At 40.3% G+C, this 12,060-nt stretch carries 11 protein-coding genes; all 11 read right to left on the minus strand.

Translation table 11 applies throughout. From position 1 onward, the window contains the following. Window positions 1-138 precede the first annotated feature (138 nt). Window positions 139-792, minus strand: a complete 654-nt coding sequence (locus AC4CVF_RS13225; protein WP_490789585.1) for an ATP-binding cassette domain-containing protein — start codon at window positions 790-792, stop codon at window positions 139-141. Then, window positions 779-1,477: a molybdate ABC transporter permease subunit gene (modB, locus tag AC4CVF_RS13230; RefSeq protein WP_490789586.1), complete on the minus strand. Its 699-nt coding sequence runs from the start codon at window positions 1,475-1,477 to the stop codon at window positions 779-781. The genes AC4CVF_RS13225 and modB overlap by 14 nt, the downstream gene beginning before the upstream one ends. An 11-nt stretch (window positions 1,478-1,488) precedes the next feature. Then, window positions 1,489-2,232 (minus strand): molybdate ABC transporter substrate-binding protein, encoded by a 744-nt coding sequence (gene modA / locus AC4CVF_RS13235; RefSeq protein ID WP_419820727.1) that lies wholly within the window; start codon window positions 2,230-2,232, stop codon window positions 1,489-1,491. Window positions 2,233-2,260: 28 nt separating this feature from the next. Further along, window positions 2,261-3,553 (minus strand): molybdopterin molybdotransferase MoeA, encoded by a 1,293-nt coding sequence (locus AC4CVF_RS13240; RefSeq protein WP_490789587.1) that lies wholly within the window; start codon window positions 3,551-3,553, stop codon window positions 2,261-2,263. Then, a complete protein-coding gene (moaCB, locus tag AC4CVF_RS13245) occupies window positions 3,550-4,473 on the minus strand; it encodes a bifunctional molybdenum cofactor biosynthesis protein MoaC/MoaB (RefSeq protein WP_336952614.1) in 924 nt (307 codons plus the stop codon). The genes AC4CVF_RS13240 and moaCB overlap by 4 nt, the downstream gene beginning before the upstream one ends. Before the next feature lie 68 nt (window positions 4,474-4,541). Continuing rightward, on the minus strand, window positions 4,542-5,240 hold the full coding sequence (locus tag AC4CVF_RS13250) for a molybdenum cofactor biosynthesis protein MoaE (protein WP_490789588.1): 699 nt from the start codon (window positions 5,238-5,240) through the stop codon (window positions 4,542-4,544). Between the two features lies 1 nt (window position 5,241). Further along, complete coding sequence (locus AC4CVF_RS13255; RefSeq protein ID WP_336952616.1) at window positions 5,242-5,553, minus strand: MoaD/ThiS family protein; 312 nt, start codon at window positions 5,551-5,553, stop codon at window positions 5,242-5,244. 1 nt (window position 5,554) lies between these two features. Further along, a complete protein-coding gene (moaA, locus tag AC4CVF_RS13260; protein WP_336952618.1) occupies window positions 5,555-6,664 on the minus strand; it encodes a GTP 3',8-cyclase MoaA in 1,110 nt (369 codons plus the stop codon). A gap of 186 nt (window positions 6,665-6,850) precedes the next feature. Further along, entirely contained in the window at window positions 6,851-7,486 is a 636-nt protein-coding gene (gene mobA / locus AC4CVF_RS13265) for a molybdenum cofactor guanylyltransferase (RefSeq protein WP_336952620.1), read from the minus strand. After that, complete coding sequence (locus AC4CVF_RS13270; protein ID WP_490789589.1) at window positions 7,483-10,278, minus strand: molybdopterin-dependent oxidoreductase; 2,796 nt, start codon at window positions 10,276-10,278, stop codon at window positions 7,483-7,485. Before AC4CVF_RS13270 ends, mobA begins: the two co-directional genes overlap by 4 nt. 94 nt (window positions 10,279-10,372) lie before the next feature. Continuing rightward, window positions 10,373-11,998: a nitrite reductase small subunit NirD gene (nirD, locus tag AC4CVF_RS13275; protein ID WP_490789590.1), complete on the minus strand. Its 1,626-nt coding sequence runs from the start codon at window positions 11,996-11,998 to the stop codon at window positions 10,373-10,375. Window positions 11,999-12,060: the final 62 nt, after the last annotated feature.

Consider the following 12,060-nt stretch of genomic DNA (forward strand, 5'->3'; position numbering starts at 1 on the left):
TGGAATTTAGACCATTTCATAAAGGTGAGTTTATCAAAATGTAGAGTTTGTACTGCGTATCTTGCATTTAAATTTAAATACATTTGAACAGACAATACTTCCTTTTTCATGGATAAAAAGATCTAATATTATTCAAGATTAGTGAGTTTTTGGGATTTCAGTGATGCTTCCCTGATCCATATAAACCACCTGTGCATTTAAATAAGCCAGCTCATCGGCATGATGGGTGACATAAATCATGGGTAATTGAGTTTCTAGTTTAACGCTATTTAGAAAAGGTAAAATTTGATCTTTTAATTTGTAGTCCAGCCCAGATAATGGTTCGTCCAAGAGCAATAAATCAGGAGAAGACAAGAGCGCGCGACCAATCGAAATACGTTGTGCCTCGCCACCAGACAATTGATAAGATGCACGTTGCAATAACGGCTTGAGTTGAAGTAAATCAACAATCTGATCAAAGCTAAATTTCTTGTTCTGATCTGGACACAAATTTTCTGCATATTTTAGATTTTGTTTCACATTCATATGTGGAAACAGCCATGCATTTTGGAAGACTAATGCGATTCGACGTTTGTGCATGGGTAAATTAATTTTTTTTTGATCGTCGAAAACACACTGCTGATTGAGTAAAATTGAACCCTGTTGTGGCTGTAACAAGCCGGTAATGTTTTTAAGGAATGTTGATTTCCCACTGCCTGATGCACCCATAATGCCCAGCAATTGTGTTTGCATTTGCAACTTTACCTTTAAATTAAACTCAGCATATTGAAATTGAAAATCACATTGCAGCATCTTTGCCTCCCAATTTTCGCTGATAATTCTGAAGAATATAAGCATTTGCAATCAAAGCACCAAAGGCAACCAATATGGATAAGACCACTAAACGCATAGCGCCCTGCTCCCCATCAGGTTGCTGAATCAGCGAGTAAATTGCTATAGGAATGGTCCGAGTTTCATCGGGAATATTGCCCACAAAAGTAATGGTTGCACCAAACTCACCTAAGCTACGACTAAAACACAAAATACTTCCAATTAAAATTCCGGGTAAAGCCAAAGGTAGGCTGATACTGCTAAATACCCGTACAGGGCTTGCACCCAAAGAACCTGCAACCTGTTCCAGTTGCTGATTGATCATTTGAAAAGATAGCCGAATGGGTTGCACCATCAATGGAAAAGCCACGATCATGGAGGCTAAAACAGCTCCTTTCCAATTAAATGCCAATTGAATACCTAACTGATTGAGATATTGTCCAATCCAGCCATTGGCACCAAACAGGATTAAAAGCAAATAACCTAAAACCACTGGAGGTAACACCATGGGCATTTGTAACAGTGCTTCCACCACAAACTTTAATCTAAATTGATAACGTGCCAAAATCCAAGCGAGCATGATTGCAAATGGTAGACAGAATAAAGTTGCAAAGAAGCCCACTTTCACCGACAAATACAATGCACTCCACTCTTCTGAACTTAGCATAAAGTAGGATCCTATAAACCAAAACCATACTGAACAAAAATCTTTTTAGCTTGCGCATTTTCTTTTAAATAATGGTTAAATTTCACTGCTGACTGATTGTTGATACCTTGTTGTGTCAAAGCAAGCGGATAGACAATTGGATGATGGCTGTTGCTTGGAAAAACTCCTGAAATTTTGATTTTTTTACTGATCAATGCATCGGTCTTGTACACAATCCCCACTTGACACTCACCACGTTCAACAAATGCCAACGCTGAACGAACATCATCCGTCCCCACTATTCGACCATTTAAACTGTTCAGCCAATTGAGTTTAATCAGACTTTGCTTGGCATATTTACCTACTGGCACAGACTCCATTTGCCCTGTGCATAAATGCCCTTGAAATGATTGGGCAAAATTAAATGTAGGCACAGCTTTAAACTGTTGTTTGCTTTGCAAAGGGCTAATCAACACCAATTGATTAAACAAAAATGGTTTAACCTGATTTACCTGAATCTTCTGTTTTTGGACTAAATAATTCATCCAGTCCTGATCAGCAGAAAAGAAAATATCACTGGGCGCACCGGCCTCAATTTGTTTTGCCAGTGCTGAAGATGCACCAAAAACAGTCACTATTTTAACCTCTGGTTGCTGCTTCTCATACAATTTAGCAATATCTGTCACCGCATTGGTTAAGCTTGCTGCAGCATAAATTTTGATTGTTTCAGCGTGTAATATGCTCATACTCGGCAGAAAATACAGGCCCAAGATCATTTTTAACGACCTACGCATCTTTTATCCCCTAATCTTGAATAAATAAACCTTGGAGGACTTGCCCCTGTTGTATGTTTTGATCTGAGGGTATACGCACAATACAATTGGCATCAATCAGATTACTCAACATATGTGATTGCTGTTTAGTTAAACTCTTCAAACTTAATCTTCCTTGTTCAAATACAGCATGCATTCTTAAAAAGCGCTCTCGCGCATCAGACTTCAGCGCATGACTCATAACGCCTGTCATCCAATTGAGTGGATGCTTTTGCCCCTGTAAAGAATTCACTAGAGTGGCCACATAGACTTGCATACCGATATAAACCGCAGCAGGATTGCCGGGTAAACCCAATAGGTAACAGTGAGTTTGATCTTGTTGCTGTTCTTGTCCTTTTCTTTCTTGTCCTTGTTTTTTTTGTTGAGAATACTTGGCGAAAAGCATCGGTTTACCCGGCTTTTGTTTGACCTTCCAAAAAATTTGCTGAAAACCGAGTTTTAATGCTGCGGGACGAACAAAATCATAATCTCCTACAGACACCCCACCTGTAGTAATGATTAAATCGTATTGTTCCTTAAGACGATCAAACAACTGAATTACACGATGTTCGATATCTTCAACATGAATTAAATTAACTGTTTGATTTCGGGTTTGAAACCATGCGCGGATCATGGGTGTATTTGCATCAAAGATTTTGCCTGAATTTAAACATTCGATCATATCTGCAACTTCGTCACCTGTAACGACCACAGCAATTTTGGGATAACGATAAACTTCTACTTGCTTTACACCTGCCATACTGAGTGCTGCAATAACACCGACATTGAGTTTTTGTCCTGCTGATGCAATTAATTGACCGAGTGCAACTTCTTCCCCAACATCTCGAATATCAGCATGACTGTTTAAAGACTCAGTGAGTTTTATATTGTGTAAATCGATGAGCTCAACAATCTCTTGTCGAGCAACCGTTGTGGTACCTGCTGGGATTTTTGTCCCTGTAAATATTCGAATCGCTTGCCCTTGTTTCAATTCGACCTCAACCCTTTGCCCTGCACGAATCTCTCCAATCAATTCGAATTTAGAATCTGTTTGAGTCACTGCACTTGCATTGATCGCATAACCATCTACCGCACTTTGCGAAAAAATGGGTAAATTAATTTCTGAAAAAATATCTGCTGCAACATAACGATTAAGCGCTTGGTTTAAGGGGATGGTTTCACTACCTAGACTTGGAGTGTGATCCACAAGTAACTGCAATGCTTGATCAACTGAAACCAAGCCTTTTTCATTGCCACAATCATGAGCGACCGCAATCTGATTCATTGATAGCCCCCAAGATGTGGAATATTTTTTTGCACATCAAAAAGATGTACCAAGGCTGGTAGAATGGCAATCAGTGACTCTTTAGCACCTTGGCGACTGCCTGGCAAAGTAATCACCAAACTATTGTCAATATAGCCCGCGACCCCTCGGCTGAGTGCTGCATAAGGGGTACGTCTTTGACCAAAACTACGAGAAGCTTCCATCAAACCTGGAATTTCACGTTTAAGTAAAGGTTGAATGGTTTCAACAGTTAAATCTTTAGGGCCTAATCCTGTTCCACCCACAGTCAAAATAAGTGGATAGTGATTCTTTTGTTGTTCAATTAACGCCAATAACTGTTCTGGAGAGTCGGCAATTACTTGATAATTCACCTGACTAAAATTGGCTTCTTCAAGAATTTCTAAAACATTTTGCCCAGCTGTATCAGGCTTTTTCCCTGAAGCCACGGTATCGGATAAGACAATAACCGATGCAGATAAAGTCTCTTTCAATACACGGGTAAAATGTGATTTACCGCCTTTTTTCAGTTGTAATTTACATTGGTCAAGGCATAAGTCTTCAGGTTCACAGTGCGGCTTAAGCATATCGTATAAGGTTAAGCCTGCTAGACTGACTGCCGTGAGTGCTTCCATTTCTACACCTGTAGGACCAATGGTTTCGACAGTCGCAATAATTTCGACATGTTTTTCATGCAACTCATATTCAACATCTGCACGATAGATCGGTAAGGGATGGCACAAAGGAATTAATTCATCAGTGCGTTTTGCTGCCAAAATTCCAGCAATACGTGCGGTTTTTAGTGCGTCCCCTTTTTCTGTACTTCCAGTGCGTAATAGTTCTATGCAATGTGCAGGTGCATATAAAATTCCTGTTGCTACGGCTGTACGGTAGCTTTCTGCTTTCATACTCACATTTTTCATTGCCTGTTCCTTCTCTTACGATATTACTTACATGGCCAGACATATTTAGCTGAGTTACTCAATCAGGTTTACATATGCCATTGGTAAATCGTCTGTTCACACTGGTTGCTCAGCAACATTTTCTGTTTTGCATCATGTTGTAGATTGTTCTGTGCTGTATGTCTGTGCTGTGAATCTTGGTAATGGGAATGACTTGGTAAAGAATGATGATGCTGCGCGGCTCCATGCCTATGCTCAAAATCGCGCCCACAACTATGCTCAGAATCATGTTGACTCAATGAATCCGTTTGTGTGGCTGTATCCTGTTCAACATAATCTTTCCGAATACAGCACCCAGCAACATATTGGCTACTACCATCTAAATAAAACTCCTCTTTCCATACAGGAACTTCGTGTTTTACTCGTTCTACCGCTTCTTCACATGCGGCAAAGGCTTCACGTCGATGTGCTGCATAAGCAATCGCAATAATGGCTTTTTCGCCGATATTTAAGGTACCAATACGATGAATCACCCGTACATAAGCCACAGCGAATTTCTGTTGAATCTCTTGCTCAATTTGACGAATCATTTTTTCTGAAACCGGCGCATAGCTCGTATATTTCAATGCTTTCACCGCTTTGCCTTCATGGTGATTACGTACTGTTCCAATAAAGATGCCAATACCACCGCATTCAGGAAAGTGTAGGATCGGATCAAAACTCTCCTGATTTAAAGGAGTATCCTGAATCCTATTAAATTGCTTGAGTGTAGAATCAAATGTACTCATCTCAACCTCCTGCAACCGGTGACAGTAAAACAACTGTACTATCAGATGTTAATAGGGTCTGACGCGGAATAATGTCTTCCCCCATTGCACATGCACAGTGTTGAATCATTTTTCCTGCGTCTGGATATGCACGCACCACGTATTCTAAAACATCAGAAATGAGCATGTTTGACTCACATTGCAGGATTAAATCTGCTGGCAATACACGTTCAATTGCACCAAAGCATTCAATTTTTACCGTCATCTGCTGCGGTATATTCTTCAGTTGATTAACATTATTTGGCGTATTTAGAATTTTAAATTGATCTGACATATTAACCTCCAATCATATACATACTGATTTTTCGAGATGACGAATGTTTTGAATTTAGCTGTTGATGAATCTCATTAAAGCCTTGCTTTTTCTGCCAAATATAATCAGACAAAGTATCTTGTAATTGTCTGGGTTGCGGTAATTCTAGATTTATTGGCGAATATACAACTGCATTTGGTGAGTGACTTTGAACAAACTGAGTCTCAGCGAAATAATGTGAATCATGGTGCAATGCCTGAATTTGTGTTTTCAGGCTAATTCCCTTTGGAGCAAATAGGCAGTTATAAAAATCACCTTGTGCGGTTAACCGTATACGGTCACAAGTGCCACAAAATGAATTGGTTATGGTCGAAATGATGCCAATAGGATAATCATTAATAAAATACTGTCGTGCAGGCTCGGAAGATTGTCCTTGTTGTAAAGTGACAGTAAAGTCTTGCTTTAATTGCTCTAAAATTTCCTGCTCAGTGACAATATCGGCTTGCGTCCAAAGCCCCTCTCCATCTAAAGGCATAAACTCGATAAAACGCATTGTAAGATGCTGTTGAATGGACCAATGTGCTAAGGGTAAAACCTGATCATCATTGATTCCTTTGATCAATACAGCATTGATCTTGATTTTAAAACCTGCCTGCTGTGCTGCTGTAATGCCTTCTAATACTGGTTGTAACTCTTTTTGAGTCAAGGCCTTAAATTGTGCTTTATCTAAACTGTCCAAACTAATATTCAAATCATCTAAACCCGCTTGTTTTAACTGGGTTGCGTATTGTTTAAGGTAGTGTGCGTTGCTAGTCATTGAGATCCGTTTTAGGCCCAGTTTTTTTAATTTTTGTAGTTGATCAATGAAATGCACCACACCTTTACGCATTAATGGTTCGCCACCAGTGATTCGAATCTGCTCAATCCCATGTCGCACCATAAACTCGCAAAAAATATACAGTTCTTCAAAACTGAGTAAATTATGCTTTTTGATCCATTCTGGATGTTCAGGCATACAATAGACACACTTAAAATTACAGCGATCTGTCACTGAAATTCTGAGTTTGCGCTTAGTGCGACCATATTGATCGACAAAGGCGGCACCCTCTTCGTATTGTGTCATTGCATTCATATACACATCCCAAGCACTATTTAAGTTCAAGATTTTTTAATACTTAAAATCTGCGCTATTTTATTGACATTGAAATTGCAAAAAGTGTTCCAACTTTGATCATCTACAGCTAAATGTGAGCTAAAACCGATTTGACCTCTATTAAAAATGCCGAGATTTGCAAAAAATTAAGCAAAACTAAGCCAGTCAATTTAAAAACTTGAGCTGTTGGTATTGTTGTAATTCATCCAAAGAATTGATGCTGTGGAAAAACAGTGCATGATTCTCAAATAATGCTTCCTGAGCGTGCAAATCAGAAAAACATATCTTTAAACTGCGCTGTCCTTGTTCAAGATGAGTACAGATTCGATTGAAAGCGCTCCGTTTTAATAAACAAAATGGATATAACGCTTTACCATTGATATTGACGTAAGCCACTTCTGCCAAAGGATGACTCGCTAAAGTGACATGTAAGCGTTCAATGACCTCAGGTGGAATAAATGTCACATCACAGGGCACAAAAAGTACATAGTCAGATTCAACATAAGACCAAGCACTTTTAATTCCCATCAAAGGACCATAAAAGCCAGTTTCATCATCTTGATAGCAATACAAACTTGGAATAAGCTTCTGATAAATTGAATAATCGCGATGACTATTGACCCAGACCTGTGATACTCGGTTTTTTAATTGTTGATGGATCTTGATGAGTTGAATTTGATCATCAAACTTCTGTAACAGTTTATTGATCCCATTCATACGTCGCGCCTGACCACCGGCGAGAATCACAAGATCAGTTTGTGGATATTGCTTGGCTTTCTTGGGTTTTATAATTCTTTTCATAGAGTAAGCTCCGCTTGACAGGCTTTAATCAATCCGCGAATTTCAGGTAGACATGAACCGCAATTACCACCTGCTTTTAAACATGCAGTCACTTGTTTTTCATGATTGATATTGTTTTGTTTAATGGTTTCAATAATTCGATTTTTGCCTACCTTAAAGCAACTACATACCAATGGCCCCTCACTATCGCCTACTGACATGACTTGTCCAGCAAGTAAGGCTTTACGATGCATCGCACTTAAACGATCACGTTTAAACAAACTTGCGACCCAATCACGATCTGGTAATAATGCTTTAGGTGCGATATATAAACTTGCAATAAGGCGCCCCTCTTTTAGCACTACACTATGGCTGATATGTGCAGTTTGATCTTCCAAGTTAAGCCATTCAAAACTTTCATCCTCAAAGGGTAAAAGTTGCTTGAGATTTTGGGTGGTGTGGGTAAAACGACGACGATCTGCCAATTCATACCACACTGCTTTGGCAGTCTGAATTTTTGTCCACCACACCGTATTTTCAATGCTATTTTTAACAATGTGTTCAAAGCCTTCACGAACATAAAATACCCCTTGCCACTGGGTATAAAATGGCTGAATCAACACAGGGGTATGTTTGAATTCTGGCTCCCCTGAGATTGCGTCCACCACTGGATTGACCACTTTGCCAATACGTGCATCCGAAGCATATTGATCATTCCAATGAATCGGGGCGAAAATTTGTCCACGGCGGATATTGTCACTGAGTACAGCACGCAAGACACAATTGCCCCAATCCGATTTGATTTCGACCAATTCGCCTTCTTTCAAGCCATACTTCAATGCATCATTGGGGTGAATTTCACAAAAGGGTTCTGCTTTATGGGTGCTTAAATTGGCAGATAAACCTGTGCGAGTCATAGTGTGCCACTGATCTCGAATCCGTCCTGTATTGAGAATTAAAGGATATTCAGCAGTGCTTTGATGGACTGGATCTATCGCCATTGTGGCAATAAATTTAGCTTTGCCATCTGCATGACTAAATTGTCCCTGTGAAAACAATTGTGCGAATGCATGTTCAGTCTGATTGCGCATGATCACAGGCCATTGAATGGGTTCCAATTGATCATATTCATCTAATGAAAGATCAGTTAAACCTTGTAAATTGAAGTAACGAAAGCTTTGGGTATTTGATCGCGCATTAATCTCTGCGTTATGATACGCAGATAACAGAGCATGTTCTTTAAAAATCTCGTGGCTATTTGCAAAATCAAAGCCAGTAAATCCGAGCTTTTGAGCCACTTGTGCCACAGCCCACCAATCCGCTTTGGCCTGCTCAGGCGGGTCTAAAAAAGCACGTTGTCTTGAAATACGACGTTCTGAATTGGTGACCGTACCATCCTTTTCTCCCCACCCCAAGGCAGGTAAGAGCACATCGGCAAACTGAGTAGTGTCGGTATCTTTGCAAATATCGGAGACTACAACAAACTCACAGCTGTTTAAAGCACGTTTGACCTGATCGGCATTGGGGAGGCTGACTACAGGATTGGTTGCCATAATCCAAATTGCTTTAATCTTGCCACTTTCCACTGCTTCAAAAAGATCAACTGCTTTTAATCCCATATGCTTGGCAATGCTTGGACTGTTCCAAAAATTTTGTACAAGCTGTTGATGTTGTTGATTGTCTAAGTCCATGTGTGCTGCCAGCATATTGGCAAGCCCACCCACTTCACGTCCGCCCATTGCATTGGGTTGTCCTGTCATAGAGAATGGAGCTGCACCCAACTTTCCAATTTTGCCCGTCAACAAATGACAATTGATGATGCTATTGGCTTTGTCCACGCCACGTGAAGACTGGTTTACCCCCATTGAAAATAGGGTCATGACTTTTTCAGTTTGGGCAAACTTTTCAAAAAAGAGTTGAAGTTTTTCTAGCGAAATTCCTGTTTTCACTGCAACATCTTGGATATCTGTTTCAGCTTGCGAACTTTTTAGTGCCGTATCTAGCCCTTGAGTATGTGCCTCAATAAATGCGCTATCCGCATAGTTATGTTGATGTAAATATTGTAATAGCCCATTAAACAAGCAAACATCTTGACCCATTAGAATAGGCAAATGTAAATCAGCTGATTCACATGTAGCCGTAAAGCGTGGATCAATCACCACCACAAATAAATCACTTTGCTTTTGTTGTCTTAATTCTTTGGCTTGCATGATGCGTTGATACATCACGGGATGACACCATGCTGTATTTGAACCGACCAAAATCACCATGTCAGTATGTTCAAAATCGTCATAACTTGCAGGTACCAAATCCTCACCAAAAGCACGCTTGTGTGCAGCAACTGCCGAAGACATACACAATCTTGAATTGGTATCAATATTGGCTGTACCCAAATAGCCTTTAACGAATTTATTTACCACATAATAGTCTTCTGTCAACAACTGACCAGAAACATAAAATGCGACACTGTCACGACCATATTGCTCGATATAGTGTTGGAATTTATTGGCGATTAAACCTGTAGCGCTATCCCAATCTGTAACTTGCTGATGGGGATGACGTCCAAGCATCGGCTGTAAAACACGTGTGCCCAACCCCAGCGTATCAGCCAAATTACTGCCTTTAATACACAGTTTTCCGTAATTCGAGGGATGCTTAACATCGCCAACCACAGAAACTTTTTGTCCTAGCGTAGTGTCTTGCACTGTTGCTGTGACACCACAGCCTACACCACAGTAAGGACAAGTGGTTTGTGTGCTTGTGATCTTATATTCTGTGGAGCTCGGCAGTTCCATTACAGGGATACTATTCATTGCTGCTGTGCTCCTCAATGCTATACATTCACTTGAATATGGCTTTCATTTAATCTTCCCCTCCTTTTAAGATGAAGGGGTTAAGCGATATAAATCAGCCTGCTTTTTTTAATGCAAAATCCCGACCAAATAACAATTTATTGCGAATCGAAGAAATTGGGGTTTGATCAGCAATCAATTCAGCGTACCAAGTGCCATCCTCTGTATCACCAAACAGTACCGCACCAACGACTTTATCTTTTTGAATAATAATGCGTTTGTAGATTTGACGTTTTTCATCATTCAGAATAATGTCTTCGAAATCTTCTATAGGCTGACTGTTTTCTAAATCAATACGGCCTGCTGAAAAAACATCACAACCACTGACTTTTAACTGGGTAGGAACCGTCGGTGCTTTAAAGGTCAAACTGCCGTGTTCGGCCAAATGTGATGCACAGATAAAGGCTTGCCCCCATAAAGGTTCTACCAAACCAAACGTTTGGTTACGATGCTCAATACATTCACCCACTGCATAAATACTTGGATCATAGGTTTGCATGGTGTCATTAACCAACACACCGCGATTACAGCGTAAACCCGCACTTTGTGCCAAAGCCATATTGGGACGAATACCCACGGCAAAAACCACCAGATCTGCATCTAAAAGTGTGCCATCTTGTAACCGAACTTGGGTGACATGACCATTTTCACCAAGTAATTCTTCTGTATTGGCTTCTGTGATGATCGGAATACCTTTTTGCTCAATTGCTGTTTTCAACATTTGACTGGCCTTGGCATCAAGTTGGCGATCCATAATACGATCCATCAAATGCAAAACCGTCACATTCATACCACGTTGCTTTAAACCATATGCGGCTTCTAGCCCCAATAGCCCCCCACCAATCACCACTGCATTATTTTTAGATTTACAGTAGTCGAGCATATTATTGACATCATAAATATCACGAAAGCTCAAAACGCCATCCAATGCTGCGCCTTTGACCGGTGGAATAAATGGTTTTGAACCCGTTGCTAAAATCAAACGGTCATAGCTCACCACCACACCTTTTTCGGTATAAACTTGCTTACGAGGACGGTCAATACGTAACGCAGCATCACCCGCAATAAAGCGAATATTTTTATCCGCATACCATGAATGGGGGTGCAGCATAATGTCGTCAATGGTTTTATCCCCTGATAAGACAGGCGACAGCATAATCCGGTTATAGTTCCCCCAAGGCTCCTCACCAATCACCGTCACTTCATAAAGATCAGGTGCCATATCAAGCAAATCTTCCAGGCAACGCATTCCTGCCAATCCGTTCCCCACCAGAACTAAATTGATTTTTTCCTGAGCCGTACCATTATTGGTGATATAAGTTTTTTGTGGGGTTGGACTGACCCAGACACGACCATTTTCAATTTTGCTTGGAAAAACCAGTAATTTTTGATCTTTGTCTTCTAAACAACGGCCTGTTGCTAAACTAAAATGTTGCTTATAAATCGGTGATGCAACTACACGTTCACCTTGTAAATCACCAATTATTCCACGTGACATAACAAAGGCTTTGCTAAATGGGTCTTGGTTGCTCAGCGCATATACACGCTTTTCACTGCCTACCCGAAAAATAGCCACTTGTTGTTGCCCGAGCAACGCGCCTACACCAGTATTGGGCGTAATGTCTTGCAATGCACAAATATCGAGCCAGTCGAGTTCGTTCATATCTTTTAAAATGGTCATTGTGTTTGTCCTTTTAACAACGTTTATCAGCTCTTCCACAAGGCTTGTTTTAAGCTGTGGAA

This window comes from Acinetobacter sp. LipI_19, from assembly GCF_058242925.1.

Bases quoted from the DNA above. Each gene is read 5' to 3' on its own strand.
- moaCB (WP_336952614.1), bottom strand. From the start codon at position 4,473: ATGAAAAATGTGAGTATGAAAGCAGAAAGCTACCGTACAGCCGTAGCA.
- nirD (WP_490789590.1), bottom strand. From the start codon at position 11,998: ATGACCATTTTAAAAGATATGAACGAACTCGACTGGCTCGATATTTGT.
- AC4CVF_RS13250 (WP_490789588.1), bottom strand. From the start codon at position 5,240: ATGAGTACATTTGATTCTACACTCAAGCAATTTAATAGGATTCAGGAT.
- moaA (WP_336952618.1), bottom strand. From the start codon at position 6,664: ATGAATGCAATGACACAATACGAAGAGGGTGCCGCCTTTGTCGATCAA.
- AC4CVF_RS13270 (WP_490789589.1), bottom strand. From the start codon at position 10,278: ATGAATAGTATCCCTGTAATGGAACTGCCGAGCTCCACAGAATATAAG.
- mobA (WP_336952620.1), bottom strand. From the start codon at position 7,486: ATGAAAAGAATTATAAAACCCAAGAAAGCCAAGCAATATCCACAAACT.
- AC4CVF_RS13225 (WP_490789585.1), bottom strand. From the start codon at position 792: ATGCTGCAATGTGATTTTCAATTTCAATATGCTGAGTTTAATTTAAAG.
- modB (WP_490789586.1), bottom strand. From the start codon at position 1,477: ATGCTAAGTTCAGAAGAGTGGAGTGCATTGTATTTGTCGGTGAAAGTG.
- AC4CVF_RS13255 (WP_336952616.1), bottom strand. From the start codon at position 5,553: ATGTCAGATCAATTTAAAATTCTAAATACGCCAAATAATGTTAATCAA.
- modA (WP_419820727.1), bottom strand. From the start codon at position 2,232: ATGATCTTGGGCCTGTATTTTCTGCCGAGTATGAGCATATTACACGCT.
- AC4CVF_RS13240 (WP_490789587.1), bottom strand. From the start codon at position 3,553: ATGAATCAGATTGCGGTCGCTCATGATTGTGGCAATGAAAAAGGCTTG.